The organism is Aliikangiella coralliicola, assembly GCF_007004725.1.
Taxonomy (GTDB): domain Bacteria; phylum Pseudomonadota; class Gammaproteobacteria; order Enterobacterales; family Kangiellaceae; genus Aliikangiella; species Aliikangiella coralliicola.
In genome coordinates this window covers 503,350-527,540 of sequence record NZ_ML660161.1, presented here as the reverse complement: position 1 = coordinate 527,540, position 24,191 = coordinate 503,350, and the positions used below count along the sequence as shown (strand labels likewise).

Here is a 24,191-nt window from a genome sequence, read left to right as displayed (position 1 = left end):
GAACATATTGCTAATTTAAAAATCGTGCTCAAGCGCTTTGTTTATGTACTGACTTCCAACACTGCTCAGCGTAATGCAAAGCGCCAATTTCAGGCTGCTCGATTGGCTTAACAAAATGTGCTGCTAGCTCAGGAGACAGTCTTGGAAGAATGAAATCAGTTAATCCACCAATCATACAAAGTCGTTGTGGGTTATCTCTTAATAAACGATTAGCCATTTTGGTAATATAGTCAATTCCTTGATTAACGATTGCTAGTGCACTTGGATCGTTTTCATCAGCGCAATCAAATACAATCTTGGCTAATTTTGCGTACTGGCGAGACGAACGACCGGCCATTTTTTCAGACAGTGCTAGCGCATTATCCACTGCGAAATATTCGCTTACTTTCGTCGCTAAAGATGATTGCTCACTAAAACCATCTAATGCCAATAAAGTGTGTTTAATTGCCTCCAACCCCATCCATGCACCACTCGCTTTATCGCCGATTGGAAAGCCGTGACCACCAAATATCGATTTATGCCCACTTGAATTAACAAAACCACACGACCCCGTACCGACAATGATCACCGCACCTTCTGAACCGTCATGAGCGCCGATATTGGCGATATCGAGATCTGTGGTTAGATACATTTTGGCGAACGGATGCTGCCATTCTGTCATTTGCTTATACAACCCGGGCAAATTGACTCCAGCAAGACCAACCCCAGCAATCAGCTTAGAGTAGATAGCGGAGGTTAAAGAAGCATCTTCTAAAGCTTTTAGAGATGCGTCTAAAATGGAATCCAGAGTTTTCTGAAACCCATGTAGCGGATTCGCAGGTCCGCCAACACCGCGCCCTACAATCTCACCTTCAAGCGATGCGATTACTGCGCGACACTTGCTACCGCCGCCATCAATACCTAAATACAGCATGTTTTCCATTTCTCCGAGAGACGTCACGAAATATCCTCAAATCTGAATATTGATAACTAAATTCAACCGATTTAGTTACTTTGAATTTAGATAGTTTTTTTCTAAATATCTAATTTATAAATCTCTAACCCTGCAATATTCGGAGTTTGAGTGACCTGACTGGTTACTTACTCCGTTTAGACTACCTCATAATGACAGCGCTGTCATTATTTTTTTAGCAATTATTTTGGCATATAAAACCATGCGTTTATTTTTCTTATTCCACCTTCATAGTCAAGGTTCTACCATATCGTTTACCGTTAGGGCTTTTAGCTCGCACTTTAATCTCACGTGCATTGGATAAAGGGACCCCCTTACTATGAATATCGTATTCTCGCCAGGCATTATTATCCACGCTAAATTGTAGGGATAAACCAGGAAATGCGCTGTTAAGTTTCAATAGTTTACCGTCATATTCGGCACCAACCGTTGGAATTCGGAACAACCAACCGAGACTTTCTAATTTTGCCATTTCTTTTTGCGCAATCGTGTTCGCAAACATACGCCAGTCATGTTTGCGCTTATAGCGATGCTGTTCAGTAAAATATTGACTTTGTTGCGAGTAAACAGCGCCTTGATAATTGTACACTGGCTCCCATTCTGCTTTATGCCAAGCTCTTTCCGCTAAAGCCAATAGTCTGGGAAATAATAAATACTCTGCAATGTCATCAGAGCGAACCATTTCACTCCATAAGTGACCCTGAATACCGAGATAAGCTTTATCTTGTAGTAAGGGTTTATAATCGGACTGTGGATTTTGCTTCGCACCGAATCGGTCATCCAAAACCATAGGGTTATTTTCTCTGTCAGTCCAGATTTCCGCATGTATGGGCAAATTATCCGGCATTAGTTCGAACACCTGACGTGTATTGGTACTGCGAGAGCCCCAATAATAACCCCGCTCTTTAGGATCTGCTTCATAAGCAAAATCGAAATAGAGTGCATCTGGAATAGAAACCACCACATCCCAGTTTTGATTAGCCATCGAATGAGCAACTTTATGGCCATCCCAGAAAAGTGGTCGCCAAGCATTGACTTGCACAGAAGATGGCATTTCGCCTGCTTTAACCTCTGCCATTCCATCACTCCAACCTGCAACTCTGATGTTTCTAGAATCTAAAAACTGGCTGATTGTTTTAATGAAGTGACTGCCAAGTTCTTCGGGTTGTATATCATGCTCTTGCATAAACTGATGACACATCGGCGATTCTTTCCACGCGCCAGGGGTTTCGTCAGCGCCAATATGATAAGTGGTTAACGGAACACCAACTCGATTATGGATTTTTACCACTTCGTCAATCACTTTCTCAACAAAACGATAAGTCGACTTTCGACAAATGTTGAGCGTATTGTCGCTATAATATTGGATTGAACTATATTTGCTTTGATCATTTAAATCAGTTAACAAATATTCTTCAGCAAGCTCTAGCTTACCCTGCAATTGAAAATTACGGTATCTCGCCTGCATGGAAACAACCGCTGCACGCGAATGTCCTGGCATATCGAACGAAGGGATTACTTCAATATTACGTTCTTGCGCTGCTTTAAGAATGGCCTGGTATTCATCGATGGAGTAGAACCCATTGGCACCATTCGAAGTAGCAGGTCCACTTCCCAATTGGGGCAACAAACAACCTGACTCGGATAAGTCATGGCATCTCGTTGCTCCAACCTGAGTCAACTCCGGCAACCCTGGTATTTCCATTCGCCACCCTTCATCATCGCCGAGATGGAAATGTAGCTTGTTGAGTTTGTAGGCTGACATTTGATCAAGTAGTTTGATAACAAACTCTTTACTTCGAAAGTTTCTGGCGACATCTAAAAGTAATCCGCGAAAAGCATACCTGGGTTCATCCACAACTTTGATTAATGGTAAGTTAAGATCTCCTGGCTTATACAATGCCGCTAACGACTGTAATCCATAAAAGGCGCCAATTTCATTATCCGCAGATATTTCAATTCCTGCCTGCGTCGTTTTTAGCTGATAACCTTCCTTTCCAAACTTACTTTTGCTTTTCACAAACTTAAGTATTTTTCCTTCTGTATTACTAAGAGGAATACCCAAACGACGAAGCCTTTCAACGGCAACACTATTTTTGTCAATGTTGAATTCATTAGGAGTTAGCTGAATGCCTTGAGAAATGTTTAAAGTATCTTGCTTTGAAAGCAGTTGAACAGATTTAGGCTTGGGAATAATTCGAGCTGAGACATCCAGTGGTTTTTGCTCTATCGATTTATTAACCTCAAATAATTGAGATGCTGTTGCCCAAACCGAACTGTCTTTTGATGTTCTTTTAAACTGACTATCTTGTTCTGTAAATGGAGTAACATGGGGCAAGGTTTCCAGCAAAGTCTCAGGATCAATTACTGAACGAGTTGAATCAATAATCGCAGGTTTAAGACCATCTACAACAACATAAAAATTTGGCGGCGAATCATACTCGGAAATATGCCAAACGCCAGCAATGAACTCGATTTTTTCTGCTTTTCCAATCGACCAGGTGGTAAATTTTTTTGTTGGTTCTATGTAATGTAAATCTCCATTAACATGAACAATATTAAAAGCTTCACTATAATCTTTCTGAATTGGAGACATATGAGAAAAAAAGATGCGCCAATCAGTTAAAGTCACCAAGTGTTCAAGCTGTAAAGAAATAGCAGCTCGAAAACACAAACCATCAAATACCGATTTATCACAATCCTTCGACGGACGATTAGTGATAACTTGGTAGTTTAATTTTAGATGCTTAGCAAATTGCTGTAGTTGTAATTCTTTCTCAGAATCTTTTGCCACAACGTTATTTGCTTTTGGTGTTAAGCGACTGTGTGCTAATAACTCTTTAGATTTGTTGACTGGTTCGTGATTTTTTTGCTCAATACCGGGTGACTTGGCGTTATTGTTTTTATCTGTCTGACTAGATTCATCAGCTCCACATCCAGCAATAAAAAAAACAATCAGAAATGTAACTTTTCGTATACTTCGAAAATATGTGACAGTGTGTATTTTTTTTAGCTGATCACGCTTTATTAATAATTTTTTGAATAATTTCAATGCTGTATTTACAGATACTTTAGGCACATTCACCCCAATGATTACTTTTAATTATTTTTATAATATCACGATGATAATTCGGCACACCAATTATGCTCATTAGTAACTTAGATAGTTCAGCGACTTAAATATCGCAATTTCCTAAATATCATGTCGACTTTGATATCATAGTCAGTTATGAGTCGTATTTACGTGATTGTTTTATGTGGTTATGTTCTCGCTATCTAAGCCGTTTTAAAACCAACTAAAATAACTTTTCACTTACTGAGAGAATTAATTTTTTATAACGAGTTTAATTTGGATCTATTAATAATAAGTCGAAAAAAAAAGGCTGGTTGTACCCAGGTACAACCAGCCAGGGACGAAAGCACGACTATATCCAATTACAAACACCGCCAAATGACAGCGTTGTCATTTAACGGTAAGAGAAACATAACCGATTCAAATATGAATTGCAAGCAATTTATACTATTTTGTGAATATTCAAGAATTTGTAGTCTTACGCTGCAACTTGATGAATACGATATTTGGGGAAGCAGGCAATAAATACTGAACCAACACTTAGCTCACTCTGAATGTCCAGGTGACCACCGTGATTTTCAATAATATGCTTAACAATCGATAAGCCAAGTCCCGTTCCACCGATTTGTCGAGAGCGATTAACGTTCGCTCTATAGAATCTTTCTGTGAGTCTGGAAAGATGCTCCGGCGCGATCCCTTCGCCATTGTCAGCAACAGAAAGGCAAGCACTGCCGGCGGGGTCTAACTGCCAACATACTTTTATTGTTGAGCCTTGAGGAGAATACTTAACCGCGTTACTCAACAGGTTTTGGCACAGGCTATAAAATTCACTTTCAACAACTTTAATTTTTAAAGCTCTGTCGATATTAATCTCAATCTTATGGGTTCCCTTCGCTCGAGTCTTTTCAAAATCAATAACCAATCGATTTAACATATCAGGTACATCTAAAACTTCTCCGGACTCCCTGATATGGCCTTTTTCTTCCAATTTAGAAAGGGTCAGCAAATCATCGAGTATTTTTTGCATCCGATTGGCCTGCTGAGAGGCGTTACCAAGCTGCTCTCGAAGTTGTTGCGGTATTTGATTGTCTGATTCAGCCAATTCAAGATAACCGGCAATTACGGTCAAAGGTGTCCGCAATTCATGAGACGCATTGGCAATAAAAGCCTTACGAAGCTTTTGTACAGCAACTCTCTGGCTTATGTCTCTCGCAGTCAAAAGCTTCTGTTGGTCACCAAAATCAACACAGGTTAATACCAGTGTTTTTAATTGATCGACCGGAGACTCAATTTCCATTTGCTGAGGAGATAGTTTGCCCTCTAGAAGAAATACTAACTGAGGTATCCGGATTAAGTTATCTAACCGTTGACCCAAGTCTTTTTTTCTATCGATACCCAGTAGACTTCTTGCTGTATCATTAACCCACTCAATTTCAAGATGGGAGTTAAGAACAATAGTCGCTTCCGGCAAAGCAGAAATCGTCGCGGCAAAACGTCGTGCCATTTCACTCAAGCGACGCTTACGTTCTTTATCTCTTTTTTGAGTTCGATGAATATGTTGAACAATAAGCTGCCAAATACCGCTAGAATCAGGAGCAGCGTTAGTTTTTGCTCCACATCGAATCCAACGCTCAAAAGTCCTTATTTGCACTAGCGTCCAGACAATATAAATTCCCGTTGGCAATACCAGCGCAACTAACCAATACCCGGTAGAAATCCCGAGTAATATTGCTGTAACGAGCGCCGCTAATATGCGCGAGAACTCGACAGTCCATGCATTATTCATCAAATAATTCTCTTAACTAAGCAGCCTTGTTATGGGTGAACATGTACCCCATACCACGTACAGTTTTTATTAACTTGTCTTTATGATGAGGCTTGAGGATTTTTCTCAGCCTTAAGATGTGTACATCAACAGTGCGCTCTTCGATGTAAACTGCCTGACCCCAGACAAAATCCAACAACTGAGTTCGCGAATATACTCGATTTTTGTGTTCTATGAAAAACTGTAATAAATTAAATTCAGTTTGGCCGATATGGACATTTTCACCTTCAATGGTAAGTTGGTTTGTCGCTAAATTCAGCTCCATGCCATCAGCATTTAACTTATCTTCCTCATCTGCTTGAGATGTTCGGCGTAGTAACGCTTTGATTCTAGCAATAAACTCTTTGATACCAACAGGCTTGGTTAAATAATCATCTGCACCACAATCAAGCCCTTTTACTTTGTCTTTTTCTTCGACTCTCGCTGTCAACATAATAACGGGTAAATCAGCGAGAATTTCATCCTTACGCAAACGGCGAATAAACTCTACACCACTCTCTCCAGGCATCATCCAGTCAACAACAATCAAATCAGGGCGTTTGCGAGCCAACATTTCTCGCGCCTTTTCTGCACAATCAGCTTCCTCAACCATATAGTCCTCTCGTTCAAGTGCGTAACGCAACATTTCACGAATTGGCTGCTCATCTTCAACTAATAAGATTTTCTTTGCCATAAAATACTCTCAACTCACAAGATTCGTTCATCTTATCGAAATCTAATGATTAGCCCTCGTTAACATCAAAAGACTACTCATTAGGCGGATTCACGTATTTTGTTAACAAATAATGACAATATTATGACATTGGAGCGCAATTTCCTAACACCTGTCATTTTTCATCAATGCTATCTCTATAAAAATCTGCCTTTATTACAATATAGAGATATTGATCATATCTACAATATTTAGCACATTTCTCTCTATTATCGATGAAATAAGATGTCTTTTTTCGCTAAAAAGCGTTTTTCTAACAGTTCATAGCTCAGGCTTGCGACCAGAATACTAATGAAGAAAATAAGCCCCAGATTGACCATGCCAGGTATAGATTGGAGCTCATGTTTAAGAAAATACATAATCGGAAAATGGTAAACGTATAGTCCGTAAGAAATTGAACCGAGATAAACTAGAACTTTATGTTCTAATATTTGTGGTAATACCTCTCGATTCTTAATTTTAACTAGTAAACAAGCAAACAGAATCGAAAATAGGCTAAATCCCCAGATATATTTATATGAGTCGCTCATAAAGGGCTTAAAACCTAAGGCTGTCACTTTAATACCTTCTCCCATCAAATACTCACTACCAATTCCAATCATGAAGGTCACCACAGCCAATGCGATAATCCAGCGCCACTCAATTTGTTGAATATAAACTGCAAACAGCCCGCCAATAGCAAAGGCATCAAAATTAGAGAAAGTAAAGGTATAGGCTGTCATGTCATATTTATTAAATATGTCGGGCCATTGTACAGCGACCACAGCCGCAATGCCCCTGATAACAGGCCCTAACGCGATGATCGCTAATAGCACTGTCTTCACTTTCTCTTTCGGGACAACCATCAGCAGCAATGGCCAGATAAGATAAAATTGCTCCTCTACCGCCAAAGACCAGAAATGAGTGAGCGTTTGAGTCTGTTCATAGGCGCTTGATATGGTGAAAAAGTTATAGGTATAGGTAGCCGCATAAACAAGTTGTTCAAGCGTTCTGCCTAGTCGATCGTTCAGGTCATAATCAAAAATATTAATCGCAACATAAGCCACTATCGAAATAAGCGCTAGATACGAAAAATATAGCGGGAATATTCTCAGCGCCCTTCTACCATAAAAATTAATGTAGTACCGCCTGGTTGATAGATTACTTTTCATTTCAAGTAATATGGGCGTCAACAAAAAGCCGGACAAGACAAAAAACGCGTGCACGCCCATATATCCAAATTCAAACACACCATAGTGAAAGAGGAAGACAGCGAAAAAAGCAAAAAAACGATAGGAGGTTAACCCAGGATTCATACTAACTCTTTATTTTAATTTTTTATCGGGTCAAATATATCTGAAATGACAGCAATAATTAATGATTAATAAAAACAGAAATCCATATCTGAGTCGCTAAAACTAATCTCCCAATTAGCAACGTCTTTCATCGCATCCTGCAATTCTGGTCGATTATTATAAATAATAAAACGATCACCATAAGGTCTGATGAAGAAAGCGCGTTTAAGTAGTGCTTTTTCAACTAATGGCTCAATGCCTTGAAATAAAACAACATCCACTTTTTTCTGCTTGGCCTTTTTGATCAATTGATGTACAAATGCATCGAGATTATCTTCTCGTGTATGCAGTTCAACAATGACCAGAGCTTCCCTATCTTTCCATGGTGTTTTCTTTACCACGGCGAAGCCGCTAAGTTCTCCATTCTTATCAAAAGATTGAAATGCTTCGTACTGGTACTTTCCTGGAAATGAGAAAAAGCGCCAATTTAGATATTCTTTATTCTTTCTGACCCAGTTCTTGCTTTCATTAGTAGTCAACTCGCAAAGCTTTTCATGTGAATCATTAAACTGGGTGAACGGAGCAAGCTCCAAAGAAGGAGAGACAATTGAACAAATCAAATCATTCATTTTGGAATAAACGAGCGCTAAGTAATTACGCAAGCGAATTGCGGGTGTCATCGGCGCATCTTTAGAAAATAGCCCCTTGATAGTGAGCGGCTTCAAATAAAAATTCGTTTTCCCTAAATCAATCCAACCCTGGCGCTTAAACATTTTGTATGCTTCGTCAGATACACCGAGGCTAATCACCACATCATAATCATTAATCAACTTTCCCATCAAGGCTACACCAAGTCCTTTCATTTTCCACTCAGGACGAACTCGTAAGTCAGTTGCATAAGCCGCCTTAACAACTTTGTCACCCACTTTCAAATCAACTTTCATCGCGCTTTGATGACCGACAACTTGATCATCAACGTAGCAATAAATTCGTTGATTATTTTGGTTTTGTTGATACATCCATTGATTAAAACAATCCTTTTCCTGAAGCGATTTTTCACCAAACTCAGCTTTCCTGAAATCGCTTAATGCGTCAGGATGTTTAACAGGAACATCATGATAAAAAGAGTCCTTGAAGTTCTGATAGAACCTATCAATAATCATTCGCTGCTTATTCATCTTTTATTATCTGCTCTTAACCCATTTTGCTTTTGACTAAAAACTACACCATTTAACACAATTAGTGAAATGTACTTTTTAAGTGTTTTTCAACAGTTGATTATCTTCTAAGAAGTTAATAAATCACGGCGTTTATCAGTATCAAATATTTCGATATTTAACCCTCCCCCCAGATAAGTAAAAGCGATTTGCTCATCGTCAAACGCTTCACCTGGTTCAGGTTGTGTGTTGATTATTGCACCAAGATCAGACAACTCATTTAGCGCTTTATCAACCTTATCGACCTTCATCCCTAAGTGATGAAGGCCTTCTCCTTTTTTCAAAAAAGGAATTAACGGAGAGTCTTTACTGCTGGGCTCTATCAACTTGATATCGATTGAACCTGGCTTTTGATAGAACTGAACCACCACTTTTTGGCGAGTGTTGGTAACTTTTCTGGTTTTTGCAGAATAACCAAGAAACCGACTTAAATGTTCACCTGTCTTATCAATATTGCGCACTGCAATGCATACGTGGTCTATATCCATCAGCCAACTCTCCTTAGTGATTGAATACTTACTTAAGCTTAGCTTATATACTCAAATCAACATCTTCTATCAATACAGCTTTTTTGTGTAAGTAATCAGTGGTTCTTCGCTTTGACACTATGTCATGATAAACAAATTTAGCTTGCTCTGGTGTACAGCCGATTTTTTCAGCAAGCTCTGCTTCGCTTTTGCCATTATTCAGGCACCAAACAGCAATATCCATTTTTTGATACGGCAGCGCGAAATAGAACTCATCTTGGCCTTGTTCAAGACTATAAGTGTCTGTGGTTGGTGTAGAGTTACAAATAGGATCTGGCAGACCGAGATGCTTAGCCATTGCATAAACCTGCGACTTATACAAATGCGCAATAGGTTTAATATCTGCAGAACCATCACCATTCTTAACAAAAAAGCCTTGATCGTATTCCAATCGATTAGGCGTTCCGATAACAGCATAATTCAATCGATCAGCATGGAAATACTCTAATGTTTTACGAATTCTCTGTTTATGGTTAGTTGCTGCAACTACAGTTAGATAAGCTTTAAGTGGCAAGACTTCTTCAAATCTTTCTCCGTCAGGGTTTTCAACAACTATCTTGTAGTGGTTAATCTGCCCATCAAGGCCGCCGGCAATAACAATTTTATTTTTCCATTCATCGGTATATTCTGGGAACACTTGTCGAATCGCGTCGTCCCGCCATTGATAGCAGCCAATCGCATCTAATGTTGGTGCGATGTTGTCTACGGTATATTCAATACCTAAGTGCTCAGCGAGTAAGGCGCCCAGGTTTTCACTATTTGCTGAGGAGTCTTGCTCTGGCATTAACAAACCAAATACTTTTTTCACACCCAATGCCTTTACAGCCAAAGCTGCACAGACAGAGCTATCAATCCCGCCCGACATTGCGATAACAAAACCACGACGATGCAGATCACGACTTAAAATGTGACGCATTTGTTGAGTTATTTTTTCTACTTCCTGATCAAAATCGATTGCCAAAACCGGGTCTAGCCCATAGCTGTTAGTTGTCATTTTGTTATCTCCGTTCAACTTTTTAATAAATATCTTTTTATTTTCCCACTTGCCGTTTTAGGTAACTGTTCAGCCCATTGAATTTCTCGCGGAATTTTATGGGTCGGCAAATATTCATTACAATGTTTCTTTAATGCCAATAAGTTTTCTCTGGATTCTTCACCAACAATAAAAGCGCGTAGTTTTTGACCCAGAATTTCATCTTCAATGCCGATAACAGCACTTTCTTGTACGAACCCAAGCTTATTGATAACTTCTTCAAGCTCCAGCGGGTTAATCCGGTGAGCACCAACCTTTATCATGTCGCTATTGCGCCCAACCAGATACAAATATCCTTCATCATCTAGATAGCCCAGATCGCCGGTTTTCAACCAGCCATTTAGTAACACCTGCTCACTGGCTTCGGCATTGTTCCAGTAGCCTTGCATAATACTTGGACCTTTTACGTAAACCTCTCCTTTTTGGCCGTTGGGTAACGCCTGTGCATTTTCATCACGAATTTCCAAATCCACATGAGTAAGCGAAATACCGGCAGAACCAAGCTTTTCATCAAGCTTATGAGGTGGTAACCAACTAATTCTTGCACAAGCTTCCGTTTGCCCATACATCACATACAATTTCGTATCCGGCTGGCTGGACTGTAATAATTTCTGAGTCAGCTCTTTTCCCATCGGCCCACCGGCCTGTGTCATATAGCGTAATGGTGGTGGATCTTGTGGCCAATCTGACCGCGCCAGGAACAAGCTAAAAGTTGAAGGAACACCAGAAAAACCAGTGGCTTTATATTCCCTCATGGTATTAACAATTTCCTGAGGAAATGCCATCGACCCCGCCAGAATAACCTTGCCGCCAACACTAAAGTGAGTATGCAATACTGAATTACCATAACAATAATGAAACGGTAATACGTTCAACACACTATCTTCACGAGTTAACTCAAGATATTCGATGATGTCCTTAACATTACACATCAAATTGCCATGGCTGAGTAATACACCTTTCGGATTCCCAGTAGTTCCAGAGGTGTAAATGATTTGAGCCAGTGTATCTTCGGTGGCAGAGTACCAATTATTGTCGGCTTCGCATTCCAACGCAGTCGACCAATTAGCAACACCATTAATATCGCATTGATTGAGCGTAATCATATTAATGGATAATTGGTTTAACTGCTCAGTATTCGCATGGTTTAACTTATCGATGAGCAGACACTTGGCTTCACATTGTTGAATTAACTTTTCAATTTCGTGAAACTTTGCTTGAGGATTTAGAGAAACAACAATTCCACCAACCTTCCAGATTGCATAAAAAGCTGTCACATAATCCACCGAGTTATCGATCACCAGCGCAACTCGATCACCCGGTTCAATACCAATCTGCTTGAAATAGCTACCGACCTTATCTACCCGCCGCTTCAGATCGCCATAACTGACTTGCTCAGCATTGCTTTGCAATGCAATTGAGTCAGCCTGACTTTCGCTAATTGATAGAAACTGGCCGGGTAAGGTACTTTGATACATAGTGATGAATGTCCGAATAATTGATTGCGAGGTTTTACACAAACCTCCTATATCAACAACTAAGCTTGCTTTTTCTCGATAAATGCGAGCAAATTATTGATAGAATCAAGATTTGTCGGGATCATTTCATTAGGTTCAACTTTAATCGACAATTCTTCATCGAGAAAATAAATTAACTCCAAAATACCCATTGAATCTAGAATACCGGTATCAAGAAAAGAGTCTGCATTATTTAATTTACTCTGATCGTCAGTAAACAGGTAATTTTCAAGAATAAAATCTCTTAATAGTTGTTCATTATTGGTTGCTACATTTGTCATTGGTTTAACTTCCTTGAGCTACTTTATCGTTTAGTAAAAATTAGTTTATATAAATTGATCAATTATAACCTGTGTGGACAGAATACCAACCAGCGCCTGTGACTCAGGTATCGACAGTGCTTTGCCGGAATCTGCCTTTTTCATTAAAAACTTTACTTTGGAGCCATCAAAAAGACCATTTTTTTCAATTTCTGACACAGACAAATGATGACGTAGTTCTTCTCCCAAATAATCACCGGTCATCGCTTTCATATCGGGGGCGCGATAGGGCTGCTTATGTCTATCAATGATTTCTGCGGGTAAATACTTGGCCATGGCCTTTTTTAACAAGTTCTTTTCGTTTAAGCCCTTCATTTTATACTTCGGTGGAATCTTATTCGCAAACTCAATAACGCGGTGATCTAAAAATGGAAATCGACCTTCAACAGAGTTTTTAGCCAACATACGATCTCCCTGCGACGTGAGCAGGTATCCAGCCATTAATGATTTAGACTCAATATACTGAGCTCGATTAAACGGGTGCATTTGCTTAAGTGCTTCTGGCAATGAGCGCAACATAACGTCCTTCGACTTGCCACTTAGTTCAGCAGACAGCTCTTGAGAGTAAAAGCGTTTTGCCTTTGCTGTTGTCGTCCATCGAGGTAAATGCGAAAAACAGATATCATCGGGTTGTTCTAACGCCTCACCGAAAAAGCGTTTTAAATAAGTACCTTGGCCACTATCAGGCAAAGTCAAATAAGGATATAGCTTTTTAAGGAGCAAAGGTCTGAAAGATGAGTTTGCATTAACCGCCCAGAATTGGCGCACCTTTGCTTCTTTGAAAATATCATAGCCACCCAAGACTTCATCGGCACCTTCTCCAGTTAAAACCACTTTAAAGTCGTTTTGCCTGACTAACGAAGATAACATCCCCATCGGCACCGGTGCGGTTCTCAAAATCGGCGTTTCAGTCTGGTATATGGTTTGTTTAAAGTTTTGTGCGATATCTTCTGTTTTTACCATCAAATGACTGTGATCAGCCTGCAAATGCTGGATTAGCGAAGATTGATAAGATTTTTCATCAAACCCAGCTTCGCTAAAATTGAGCGAAAAGGTTCTGAGAGGCACGCCGCCATAGTGATGAATCATCGCAACTAAGACAGATGAGTCAAGTCCACCGGAAAGATAAGCGCCTACAGGAACATCTGCACGCAGTCGAATTTTGGTGGCATCTATTAAGAGATCATGAAGCTCCTCAGCCTGCTGTGATTCTGAGGACTGTAGGTAATCATCTTGGGAAAATTGCCAATCCCAGTATTTATGCGAATTGAGTTGACCATTTTCGATCACAAGCATTTGACCAGGTGAAACCTCAAATACGTTTTCAAATATAGTATTAGGACTCACCGGCGCCCAAAAAGTAAAAATCTGGTCTAATGTTTCTTTGCAAAGCGTTAAACCATTTGCTAATGCAGGCTTTAATGCTTTGATTTCACTAGCGAAAATCAGTTGTCCATTTTCATTCGTATAATAAAGAGGACAAATTCCAACACGGTCTCTGACCAAGACAAAACGCTTTTGACGACTGTCCCATAACGCTATGGCGAATTGACCATTAAGATACTGTACGAAATCAAGCCCATATTCCTGATACAAGTGGATGATAACTTCAGTATCAGATTGGGTGATAAATTGATGACCCTTTTTAATTAAATCATCACGTAACTCGATGTAATTAAAGATTTCACCATTAAATACCAGGGAAATATCACGCGAAGGGCTAAACATCGGTTGTTGGCCCGATGAAAGATCAATGATACTAAGTCTACGATGCGAAAACCCGACAATCTCATCGCAATAAATGCCGCTTTCATCCGGCCCGCGATGGATGATTTGGTCCGCCATTTCACCCAGAATGGACTTAGCTATCGAATTTGTAGAGTTGGGAGATGTTCTTATAATCCCTGCGATACCGCACATTACTTATAAATCCTTAACAATACAAAACAACTAACCAGTAACCGACCTACCCTAAAATGACTTCCCAATAAATTAGAAATCAGTTACTGCATAAAATTACAAAGACTACTTACCAACCGCCTAGTAAATCAAAGCCCGCAATTTTACCTCGAAATATCCCAATTCAGCAATGCTAAATTGATTAATACAATATTAGGTTCAAGATCTAAAAATTCTAATTTTAACTAAATCTAAAAAATTGAGGGGTCTTCCACAAGACCCATTTATTCATCAGCATTTACTAATTCTTTACACTATTCAACCCGCTTTACTCATTTACCTCATATCGCTATTCATTTAGAATTCAAACTGCAAATTCATAGGGATAACGTCGATAAACTGATAGTAAGTCGCTTATGAGCTTTGTGGATCTCAAAGATCTGAATCTAAGAGAATACCAGGCCATTTCAATATCAGGATTAAGCCGTAACTGTTTACATACTTTTATTGTTCACTGCCTCCGCAATAATTTTGATATAATTGTTAGCGTTATAAAAATTAAATTCAGCTACGAATAAAAAAAACTTGGCGAATAGATATGATAATTCTAGGGTTAAATTTTCACTTTCACGACTCTACAGCCTGTCTTGTAAAAGACGGCGAGCTTATTGTCGCAATAGAAGAAGAACGATTAATTCGCCAGAAACATACGGCTGAATTTCCAGTGCGGGCTATCAAAAAATGTCTTGAAATCGCCAAACTGTCAGTCAATGATATTGATCACATTTCAATTTCCGCCGATTTCAGCCGCCATAATTTTAAAAAATTAAGTTACCTGCTTAAAATTCCGAAAAGCGCCCCCATTTTTGCCAAGCAAGAGTTTCTACGACCATTTAACAGGGCTCGCACCTTTAATCGTTGGTACAAATCAACTTTCAAATCGTCGAAACCACAGGTCCACCACGTTGATCATCATTTATCCCATATCGCCGGCAGCTTTTATGTTTCGCCTTATAAAGAGGCGGCGCTACTTTCACTCGATGGCTCTGGAGAATGGTCAACATCGTGGACCGGCGTCGGCCGAGACAGAGAACTCACACCTTTTTCAGAAAACTTTTTTCCACACTCAGTCGGCTCTTTTTATGAGGCAGTAACAGAGTTTTGCGGTTTTAGACCTAACTACGATGAAGGAAAAACCATGGGGCTAGCTCCATTTGGTAATCCAGAAAAATTTTACGACACCGTAAAGCAAATCATCCAGCTAGATGAAGATGGCAAAATAAGTCTGGATTTGAGCTACTTCAAGTTTCAAAATACCGGCAGTAAACGCTGCTCTGAAAAGTTCTACCAGGTTTTTGGCCAACCCAGAGAAAGAAGTCCGTCAGCTAAATTCGAACAACATCATTACGATACAGCCGCAGCCTTCCAACGGGTTCTGGAGGATGTAGCGATCAAAATAGCCAATAATTTATATCAAAAGACCAAAACCGACTACCTGGTCATCGCCGGTGGCGTTTCACTCAATAGCGTAATGAATGGCAGAATTGTCAGAGAAACTCCCTTTAAAGATGTTTTTGTGATGCCTGCAGCCGGCGATAACGGAACAGCCATCGGCTCAGCCTATTACGTTTACAACAAAGTGCTCAATCAACCGAGAAACTATGTTCATAGCAACCCATTTATCGGCACAGAGTATAGTGACGATGAAATAGAAGTCTTGTTAAAAAAATATAAATTGAGTTACACCAAAAGTAACGACATCTGCGAGGACACCGCAAAACTCCTTGCTGACGGTAATATTATTGGCTGGTTTCAAGGAAAAATGGAAATCGGTCCCAGAGCGCTCGGTGCAAGATCGATACTGGCAAACCCGGTTTATGGTGACATGAAAGCCAAAATCAACGCGGAAGTAAAGTACCGCGAACCCTACAGACCATTTGCCCCATCTGTCATTAACGAACGAAAAAATGAATTTTTTGATTTAACCGTCGATGCACCATTTATGCTTAAGGTTTGTAATGTGTTGGAGGATAAAAAAGAAGTTATTCCTGCGGTGACACATGTCGATGGCACCGCCAGAGTGCAAACTGTCCATAAAGAAACCAACCCCAGATATTATTCTTTAATCGAAAAGTTAGGAGCGATCACGGGTGTGCCGATTGTGCTTAATACCAGTTTTAATATCATGGGTGAACCAGTTGTAGAAAATCCAAATGATGCAATCAAGTGCTTCTTTACAACTGGCCTGGATACCTTGGTAATCGGCAGTTTCATCATTAAAAAACAAAACTGATAAATACAGACGATGATGGAATCCCAACCGGTAAACACAGTAAAGTTGCGCTGGCAATTTTACTCGAAACAACTTCCAAATCCGATTATTGATTTATGGAACAACAACATCTGCAATGCTCAAAATGCCGTTGCAAGTAGTTATTTCTGTTTTAACAATAATACACAAATGTTGATGCAATCAACGACACCGACCTACGCTGTCGCGTTTATTGATGATGCAACCGTTCAATCTGATATTGAGCAAATCGAGCAAATTGAATCGCAAGAAGCCACGCCTCAACCCACACTAAGCGATGATAGTCTGGTCGCAGTCATCCCATTTCGAAAATCCCAGCGCTCACTTTTTGGAATGACATTCAATCTACTTGAAAACATGCACCATAAACATCTGGACGTATGGTATCCGTTTATCGCAGAAAGGTTTAACGCTGATGACATTTTTGTCGACTTTTTTAGCGCTTTGCGATCTGAAGTAAAAAACTGGGATTATTTTTTCGCTGAAAAAGTCATGTTGAGAAATAAGACTAATCTTCTTTGTATTGATGACACCTATCAACGGTTCGCCGCCTATTTTTGCCTAAAGACCGTTAATGATATTTCTCAGCTGGTCTCAAAAAAACTACTCAAAAATATTAATCGTCTGGAAAGAAGACTATGCAAAGAACTCGACGGTAAATCCCTGCAGTTGAAAATATTTAACCAACCCGATGCGATTAACGAGGCGCTGGGAATATTTATGCAGCTTGAATCTTCCGGCTGGAAAGGAAATGTTGGTTCGGCCATTGGTCAATCTTCACAATTAACGCAATTTTATCAGGCCAACTGGAATGAGTTTTCAAAAAATGACAGCGCCGAAATTATCCTACTAATGAGCGATGAAGAACCCGTTGGCGCCTCTATCGCATTCAGACAGGCTAACAAACGCTATTTGCACAAAGTCGCCTACGATGATAAACACGCAAGTAATGGTGCTGGTGCGATTTTAATCAGGCATATTCTGGAAGACTCTATTCGAAATCCTGATATCACAGAAATCTGCTTTAATACCAACCCGAACTGGCTTGATAGGTGGCATCCTGAAAAACATTCTCTATTCGCCATTCGCGAATTTAATGGATCACTAAAAGGCAATTTGCTAAAGCGCTATTTTCAAGTTATCCGCCTGTTAAAATTAATCAAGCGGCGATTAGTTAAGCTGAAATCAACTAAGAAAAAATAGGCGCTGGCGCAAAGTTTTAATTTACCCGAATCTAAACTAACAGGCTTAATGGGCGCTAAGCCAATCGGTAACCTGTTTAAAAAGTTTTTGTCGCTCTTCTAACAGAATGTAGGTATGGTCGCTGGAGCGATTAACAATAACATCAATGTTATCGGTTTTTACGTGCTTTCCGATACTATCTTTGAGTTGATTTTGATAATTATATAAATGATTATCACCGCCCGTATAAATATAAAGCAACTTAGCATTTCTGTTATAAAGGCTATTCAGATCAGCGATAAAGTCTTCTTTCGGCGGCAAGTCCCATACATAATCCGCATCATCCTCAACAGCTTGGGCAGGGTTAATTGGGAGCAATCTTCGAATAAGTTTTTTAATAATTCTAAAAAACAGTTTGATGGTACGAATAGGGCTGGAAAATACTTCTAGTACTCTATTCAGATAAAAGCGTAGTGTTCTATAACTATATCCGTCGAGAAAGACAGCCCCATCAATCCGTGGAAATTCTTTGATCGCTTTATGCGCGAGATCGGCGCCCGTACACAGCCCTAGCACCACAATTTCATGATTGGAAAACTTATTTGACAAATAATCGACCGCCGCTTCGATATCTTTCAAAAAGCGTTCGTTTGCATTGCTGTCGCTATTTTGGGGTAGCCGACTATCTCCTATACCGGACAAATCAAATCGAAACGAAGAAATCTGATGTTTTGCTAAATAATTAGCAAGCTCGGCGTTCATTCTGAATGGGCCAGCCTTATTGACTAACCCAGCATTTAACATCAGCACCATCTTGGGTGATTTATCTTTCGAAGCTCCCTCAGCCGTTTGCAAAATTCCAACAAGATTTCGCTCCGGCCCAAACTCAACAACTTTTAACGTCACTATTTATTTGCCTCGAGTACAAATTTTCCAATGTTACTGCCAGGATGAACCATTTTTTCAATGCCTGTCGTGTCTTCCCAATTAACAATCGACGTACAACTTTGCAGATTGACAGCGATAGACTGATTTTGCTTGCACTGCACAATAAAATCTTCAACTTTCTGGTCATTAGCAGAACAGAAAATAGAAATTGAATTCGCCTTAATAGAGCTTATATTTGATAAGTGAATATCATCAATTTGCTGTCTCAATTGAGTTGAAAAAGGCAGTCCCACAACTTGCTCAGGGAACCTTTCTTTCTCGAGATAAGTTTCCAGAAAACGATTACTATCAGAAATGACTTCGGCATGAATAGTCATTAGCGACTCAGTATACTCACGACCACTGATGATTGGATCCCAAAAAATTAACTTATCGTATTGAACATCTTGTGCTGACAATGCGGCTAAAGTAGCCCCCATCCTCATCCCAAATACCGAACAAACATCGATACCAGACAATTCTTTTAATTCTGCTTGTGCGATCTTAATATCGTGAAGGGCTTGCTCTATATCAAATTGATGACTGTCGCCGGATGAGTCTCCTGTTCCCTTATAACAAAAGCGAAGTACATGGTGACCCTGCAGCGCTAATTCGTCCGCTAACATCCGCATTCCACTATAGTTTTTATAATATTCGTGACCAAGTGGCATGCAGATCAAAAATGCCCGTTCATTTGCCTGATAATTCAGTGGGGAGTGATAAACTCCGTAAAGTGGTGATTCGGATTCCCCAAACATGAAAGCGCTCAAATGTTACCCCTTCTACTCAAGCCTACCAGGAAACTTCAAGTATAAAATGTAGGTTTACCACAAGTATTAACTACAGGTACTAACTGCCGCTAATAACAACTATTGGATATTAACTCTTAATAATCCGTTGATGTTTAACTTTTAAATAACTTACTGAAAAAACCAACCAATCCATTTGATTTCGTAGCCTGTTGTTCAGGTAAATAATGAGCGTCACTTTCGCTTTCGGAGAAACCACATTCTCGAGCGACTTGCTCTAAATTATTCAAAATCAGTGAACTTGGATTCAACTGTACATTGGTCTGCTTTTTTATCAATGCAATAACTCGAATAGAAAGTAATGAATGACCGCCAATTTCATAAAAATTATCTTCAACGCAAATGTTATCAACTTCAATATTGAGCACGTCGCCCCAAATTTTCGCCAAACTACGCTCAGCGTGATCTCTAGGAGATAACTTGACTGTCTTTTGAGAAATACTTCCAAATGCAGAAGGTAAACCTTTTTTATCAATTTTTCCATTCGGCGTTAACGGCATTTCATCTAATTCGATAAAGTGCTGCGGGACCATATATTCTGGCAGAAGCTTTTTGAGCCATTTTCGCAACCAGGTTGGTAACACCTGTTTATCTTGCGCCGCAACGAAATAAGCAACAATTCTATGATCGTCAGGCCGTGGAGAATCAATCATAACAGCAACAGAAACAAGATCAGAATGTGCTTCCATGATCTTTTCAATTTCTCCTAATTCAATGCGATATCCTCGCACCTTAACCTGATTATCTCGTCGATTACAGTATATCAGTCCGCCATCTGACGTAAGCCTGACGATATCGCCGGTTTTATAAAGCTTTCCGCTTATTTCTTTTATCGGGCTTTGAACAAAATTCTTTATGGTTAATTCCTGTTGATGCAAATACCCCTTAGACAGCCCGCTACCACCGATGTACAGCTCGCCGGCTACGCCGACGGGAACCATTCGTCGCTCGCTATCTAATATTGCAAATTGTGTGTTATGAATGGGAGTACCAATTGAAATGCTTTCATTCCCAGTGATTTTTTCGCAACTTGACCAGACGGTTGTTTCAGTAGGCCCGTACATATTCCATAGCGCTGCAACTTTTTCATTTAATTGGCTCGCTAATGATGCGGAAATCTGTTCACCACCGGTTAGCGCTTTCATCTGGGGATCGCCACTCCAACCACTCGCTAAAAGCATTTTCCATGTCGCCGGAGTCGCTTGTAATATTGTTATCCGTTCTTGTGCCAAAACCTCTGTTAATTTAGCACCATCAGCACCGATATCCCGAGTGGCTAATACCACCGTCGCACCATTAATAAGCGGTAAAAAAACTTCCAGCACGGAAATATCAAACGACATGGTAGTCACAGCCAATAATCGGTCAGTCGATTCTATCCCCGGACGGACAGTCATACTTTTCAGTAAATTGATTACCGAGCGGTGGGTGATCTCAACACCTTTAGGATTACCTGTAGAACCAGAGGTGTATATAACATAGGCGGTTGAGTCCAGCGTTGTATTAATAGCAGGCGTTTGAGTTGAGCTTTCATTAATGACTGCGTTGTCTTGCTCAAGATTTAGCAAGTGAACATCATCACCAATATTGCACAAATCAGCGGTCGAATTTTGCACCATGACATGTTTCGCCCTGGAGTTGTGCAACATATAGCTAACCCGCTCTCTCGGCAACCTTGGATCGACAGGAACATAACCGGCACCAACGGTCAAAATCGCCAATATGCTGATCAGATAATCTGGCGAGCGTTCCAAACAAACACAAACAAGAGAACCCGGCTCAATACCTTTACTGATTAGATAATTGGCCATTTGCGCAATACTTTTCTGTAACTGCGCATAATTAATTGACTGTTCCTGAAATCGAATGGCAGTGCTGGCGCTATGTTCATTCGAGACTTGTTGAACAAGTTGGTGAACACCACAATAACTCTCCAAATCTAATTCATCGGTATTGATAAGGGGCTGTAATAGTAAATTATCGGCGCTAGAAATAAATTTGATGTCACCGCATTTAACTTCACTCAATTCGATGAGGTGCGCAATGTAATAACTTAAATAGTCGCACATACGTTCAACACTAGAATGGTCAAACGAATTTTTATCGAACTCGAACGCGCCTTTTAGCTTTTCACCATCATCAAGGAAGGAGACCATCAAATCGAGGTTGGCTCCGCCATTATGGCATTTCAGTGGAACTGTCTTGCAATCGCCGAAGCGAATTTGTGAGGTATCTTGGTTAAGCGCGACGCCAGTTTGAAAAATAGGATTAGCGTTCAACTCTCGATGTGGGTTTAATGCCTCAACAATATGTTCAAAAGGAACACTGCTTCTCTGATTAGCGAAGAGCAAGCTTTCATTAATTTTTTGCAGAAGTGAATGAATTGTCTGATCAGCATTAACCTCTGTTAATATCGGTAATACATTTTCAAAACAGCCGATCGTGTTCTTATAGTCATCCATCCCGGACTTATTGGAAAAAGGCGTTCCGATGGCAAAATCAGTTTGTCCTGAAAAACGATTCAAGACCAATGAAAATGCGCCCATTAGTAACGTAAGCATGGAAAAGTCTTGCTGCTTAGCGTACTGACTTAGTCGTTTATAGATTGATGGCTCAACTTCAAAGTCAAAATAAGCGCCTTTACGCTCAGCTAAGGAATTTTGATTTAAGTTAGACGCAAGACTTAACCCTTCAGAAAAACCACTTAGATATTGCTTCCAGTCTTCCAGTTTTTCTAACATACGCTTCCTGGCACTCTCATCCTTCTGAAACTTTGCAAATTCAATATACTGATTATTAGTAATATTGCTGTAATTTAGTGACTCATCGTTGGTCGCTTTGTTACAGTCGGTCATCATTTCAAATAGTCGAAGTGCCCCCGAATAGTCAACAATGATATTGTGAAAACAAAAAAACAGGACATGTTTAGACGATGAAACTTTCAATACCTGGCATTTAAAATAGGGGCCGCTTAACAAATCAAAAGGCAACTGGCTTTCGCCATTAACTAAAGTGGAAATATCTTCATCGGTAAGTGATTTATCTGAGTGGTCATGATAGGAAATTTTGAGTGGACTTTCAGCAATAATCACCTGCTCAATTCCATTTTCCGTTTCTTCAAATCGAGTTCTTAGTATGCTTTCCTGCGCAACGATGTCATAAACAGTTTGCTCAAATTGAGAAAAACAAAATTCACCGTCGAGCATAAAAGCAAACGGTAAGTTGAAATTTCCTGATGACGGAAAGAGTCGACCTAAAAACCAAAACTGCTCTTGACTGTATGATGCGGGAAATCTTTGTTGGGTTAAGTTAGTTGATATATCCATTTACCACTTATCACTTATCATTTAACTATTTTTTTCGAAGGCTAGAGTATAACATTATATTAAATGCAAAAAACACTAGCGCAGATCATGCTTATTACTAGCGTCATGGATGAAAACCCAAGATATAAAAATTCCTTTGTCTCAGTTGTGCCGCACGCTGAATAAATTTGATAAACTACCCAGTCTTTTTATCAATCACCACGGATGAACTGGGCTGTGTCAAATAATATTACGACAGATTTACAAGACAAAATAAAAGAAGCTATCTCGCAAGACTTACAACTTGAAGAGATGCCCGCCATAGGCGCACGCCTGATTTATAGCGATGATCGAAAAATATACAGAATATCTGTTGAGGGTGAGGATCAATTCTATATTCTCAAGCTCAGAGATCTATCAGCGGTAAAAGAAGGTGATTTGGATGAGGAGAATATTTCAGGTGAGCATGAAAAACTGGTGAATGCCTGGAAAAACGCCAAACATTTGCCAGTCAATTATTCTATGTCAAAGCCGGTGGCTATCTGGCTTGATCACAAAGCGATTTTAATGAGCGGATGTGTCGGAGATAATCTGAACAATTTTTTTAACCAACACATACTCAAATGGACATTTAACAATAGCCAGCTGAAACAAAGGCTGTCTATTTCAGGCGATTGGTTGGGTCAATATCATCAGCTAGCAGGCAAGCCGCAAGCAACCGCCGATCTGGCCAATCATAGACTCTCCCACGTAAAACGAATGCTAGCAATTGTTGAAGAAAATTCAAATACAGGTTTGTCATCAGCCGAACTACAAGATGTCTGTGACAAGATCTCGCTCAGGTTTAGTCAATCTACTGAAGATTTGTCCGGCCATATTCATGGAAATTTTGCTTACCGCAATATTCTTTGTAATGACGACGTTATCAACCTGGTGGACTTTGAAGACGCTCGTCACGATCTACTGGCCTATGACACCGGACAGTTTATTGCGGAAATCTGGTTTAAGTCTTATCTTCCCTGGATTAGGCATACGACTCACTCTCTCACCAACAGCTTTATCAAAAACTATCAAAAGCACGTTAGTCTCAACCAAAATACAATTGATGCATTCACCGCTTATCATATTTTAGTGCATCTGTATGAACACAGCACCAGAAACCCGCGAGGATTTGCAGCGGTGAAATTGATTAAATTTCGAATGAATTATTTGAAAAAAATACTCAAGCGGTGGACATCAAATCCCGACCAGTTCCTGGTCTAATAGCCTCATTAGATAACCTGAATTCGGGATAAGAACTCAGGTTAG

At 39.9% G+C, this 24,191-nt stretch carries 17 protein-coding genes; 3 read left to right on the top strand and 14 right to left on the bottom strand.

What is annotated here, in order from left to right; translation table 11 throughout:
- Nucleotides 1-28: 28 nt before the first annotated feature.
- From nagK to asnB, 11 genes are all read right to left on the bottom strand, one after another.
- Nucleotides 29-940 carry an N-acetylglucosamine kinase gene (gene nagK, locus FLL46_RS05120; RefSeq protein ID WP_210418591.1) on the bottom strand — a complete coding sequence of 304 codons (912 nt, stop codon included), beginning with the start codon at nucleotides 938-940 and terminating at the stop codon, nucleotides 29-31.
- A gap of 229 nt (nucleotides 941-1,169) precedes the next feature.
- On the bottom strand, nucleotides 1,170-4,031 hold the full coding sequence (locus tag FLL46_RS05115; RefSeq protein ID WP_142892403.1) for a family 20 glycosylhydrolase: 2,862 nt from the start codon (nucleotides 4,029-4,031) through the stop codon (nucleotides 1,170-1,172).
- A 472-nt stretch (nucleotides 4,032-4,503) separates the two neighbouring features.
- Nucleotides 4,504-5,811 carry a phosphate regulon sensor histidine kinase PhoR gene (gene phoR / locus FLL46_RS05110; protein WP_142892402.1) on the bottom strand — a complete coding sequence of 436 codons (1,308 nt, stop codon included), beginning with the start codon at nucleotides 5,809-5,811 and terminating at the stop codon, nucleotides 4,504-4,506.
- Between the two features lie 16 nt (nucleotides 5,812-5,827).
- Nucleotides 5,828-6,523, bottom strand: coding sequence for a phosphate regulon transcriptional regulator PhoB (gene phoB / locus FLL46_RS05105; protein ID WP_142892401.1), 696 nt, complete (start codon nucleotides 6,521-6,523; stop codon nucleotides 5,828-5,830).
- Nucleotides 6,524-6,771: 248 nt separating this feature from the next.
- Entirely contained in the window at nucleotides 6,772-7,857 is a 1,086-nt protein-coding gene (locus FLL46_RS05100; protein WP_142892400.1) for an acyltransferase family protein, read from the bottom strand.
- Between the two features lie 65 nt (nucleotides 7,858-7,922).
- Nucleotides 7,923-9,014 (bottom strand): GNAT family N-acetyltransferase, encoded by a 1,092-nt coding sequence (locus tag FLL46_RS05095; RefSeq protein ID WP_142892399.1) that lies wholly within the window; start codon nucleotides 9,012-9,014, stop codon nucleotides 7,923-7,925.
- Nucleotides 9,015-9,121: 107 nt separating this feature from the next.
- Nucleotides 9,122-9,541 (bottom strand): VOC family protein, encoded by a 420-nt coding sequence (locus tag FLL46_RS05090; RefSeq protein ID WP_142892398.1) that lies wholly within the window; start codon nucleotides 9,539-9,541, stop codon nucleotides 9,122-9,124.
- A 43-nt stretch (nucleotides 9,542-9,584) separates the two neighbouring features.
- Complete coding sequence (nadE, locus tag FLL46_RS05085; protein ID WP_142892397.1) at nucleotides 9,585-10,574, bottom strand: NAD(+) synthase; 990 nt, start codon at nucleotides 10,572-10,574, stop codon at nucleotides 9,585-9,587.
- A gap of 14 nt (nucleotides 10,575-10,588) precedes the next feature.
- The gene (locus FLL46_RS05080) at nucleotides 10,589-12,091 is read right to left on the bottom strand and encodes a class I adenylate-forming enzyme family protein (protein WP_142892396.1); all 1,503 of its coding nucleotides are present in this window, start codon (nucleotides 12,089-12,091) and stop codon (nucleotides 10,589-10,591) included.
- Nucleotides 12,092-12,150: 59 nt separating this feature from the next.
- Nucleotides 12,151-12,411: an acyl carrier protein gene (locus FLL46_RS05075; protein ID WP_142892395.1), complete on the bottom strand. Its 261-nt coding sequence runs from the start codon at nucleotides 12,409-12,411 to the stop codon at nucleotides 12,151-12,153.
- Nucleotides 12,412-12,456: 45 nt separating this feature from the next.
- The gene (gene asnB / locus FLL46_RS05070; RefSeq protein ID WP_142892394.1) at nucleotides 12,457-14,370 is read right to left on the bottom strand and encodes an asparagine synthase (glutamine-hydrolyzing); all 1,914 of its coding nucleotides are present in this window, start codon (nucleotides 14,368-14,370) and stop codon (nucleotides 12,457-12,459) included.
- A gap of 577 nt (nucleotides 14,371-14,947) precedes the next feature.
- Between asnB and FLL46_RS05065 the strand changes: the two genes are divergently transcribed.
- Nucleotides 14,948-16,642 carry a carbamoyltransferase family protein gene (locus FLL46_RS05065; RefSeq protein ID WP_142892393.1) on the top strand — a complete coding sequence of 565 codons (1,695 nt, stop codon included), beginning with the start codon at nucleotides 14,948-14,950 and terminating at the stop codon, nucleotides 16,640-16,642.
- A gap of 12 nt (nucleotides 16,643-16,654) precedes the next feature.
- A complete protein-coding gene (locus FLL46_RS05060; protein ID WP_142892392.1) occupies nucleotides 16,655-17,863 on the top strand; it encodes a GNAT family N-acetyltransferase in 1,209 nt (402 codons plus the stop codon).
- Nucleotides 17,864-17,908: 45 nt separating this feature from the next.
- Here FLL46_RS05060 and FLL46_RS05055 read toward each other — a convergent pair whose 3' ends face one another.
- From FLL46_RS05055 to FLL46_RS05045, 3 genes are all read right to left on the bottom strand, one after another.
- Nucleotides 17,909-18,748 (bottom strand): serine aminopeptidase domain-containing protein, encoded by an 840-nt coding sequence (locus tag FLL46_RS05055; protein ID WP_142892391.1) that lies wholly within the window; start codon nucleotides 18,746-18,748, stop codon nucleotides 17,909-17,911.
- Nucleotides 18,748-19,539: a serine aminopeptidase domain-containing protein gene (locus FLL46_RS05050; protein WP_142892390.1), complete on the bottom strand. Its 792-nt coding sequence runs from the start codon at nucleotides 19,537-19,539 to the stop codon at nucleotides 18,748-18,750. Before FLL46_RS05050 ends, FLL46_RS05055 begins: the two co-directional genes overlap by 1 nt.
- 134 nt (nucleotides 19,540-19,673) lie before the next feature.
- Entirely contained in the window at nucleotides 19,674-22,904 is a 3,231-nt protein-coding gene (locus tag FLL46_RS05045; RefSeq protein ID WP_142892389.1) for a non-ribosomal peptide synthetase, read from the bottom strand.
- 216 nt (nucleotides 22,905-23,120) lie between these two features.
- Here FLL46_RS05045 and FLL46_RS05040 point away from each other — a divergent pair, with 216 nt between their 5' ends.
- Nucleotides 23,121-24,146, top strand: a complete 1,026-nt coding sequence (locus FLL46_RS05040; protein ID WP_142892388.1) for a protein kinase family protein — start codon at nucleotides 23,121-23,123, stop codon at nucleotides 24,144-24,146.
- Nucleotides 24,147-24,191 lie beyond the last annotated feature (45 nt).

Bases quoted from the DNA above. Each gene is read 5' to 3' on its own strand.
- FLL46_RS05080 (WP_142892396.1), bottom strand. From the start codon at position 12,091: ATGTATCAAAGTACCTTACCCGGCCAGTTTCTATCAATTAGCGAAAGT.
- FLL46_RS05065 (WP_142892393.1), top strand. From the start codon at position 14,948: ATGATAATTCTAGGGTTAAATTTTCACTTTCACGACTCTACAGCCTGT.
- FLL46_RS05090 (WP_142892398.1), bottom strand. From the start codon at position 9,541: ATGGATATAGACCACGTATGCATTGCAGTGCGCAATATTGATAAGACA.
- phoR (WP_142892402.1), bottom strand. From the start codon at position 5,811: ATGAATAATGCATGGACTGTCGAGTTCTCGCGCATATTAGCGGCGCTC.
- phoB (WP_142892401.1), bottom strand. From the start codon at position 6,523: ATGGCAAAGAAAATCTTATTAGTTGAAGATGAGCAGCCAATTCGTGAA.
- FLL46_RS05095 (WP_142892399.1), bottom strand. From the start codon at position 9,014: ATGAATAAGCAGCGAATGATTATTGATAGGTTCTATCAGAACTTCAAG.
- FLL46_RS05100 (WP_142892400.1), bottom strand. From the start codon at position 7,857: ATGAATCCTGGGTTAACCTCCTATCGTTTTTTTGCTTTTTTCGCTGTC.
- FLL46_RS05075 (WP_142892395.1), bottom strand. From the start codon at position 12,411: ATGACAAATGTAGCAACCAATAATGAACAACTATTAAGAGATTTTATT.
- FLL46_RS05060 (WP_142892392.1), top strand. From the start codon at position 16,655: ATGATGGAATCCCAACCGGTAAACACAGTAAAGTTGCGCTGGCAATTT.
- asnB (WP_142892394.1), bottom strand. From the start codon at position 14,370: ATGTGCGGTATCGCAGGGATTATAAGAACATCTCCCAACTCTACAAAT.
- nadE (WP_142892397.1), bottom strand. From the start codon at position 10,574: ATGACAACTAACAGCTATGGGCTAGACCCGGTTTTGGCAATCGATTTT.
- FLL46_RS05045 (WP_142892389.1), bottom strand. From the start codon at position 22,904: ATGGATATATCAACTAACTTAACCCAACAAAGATTTCCCGCATCATAC.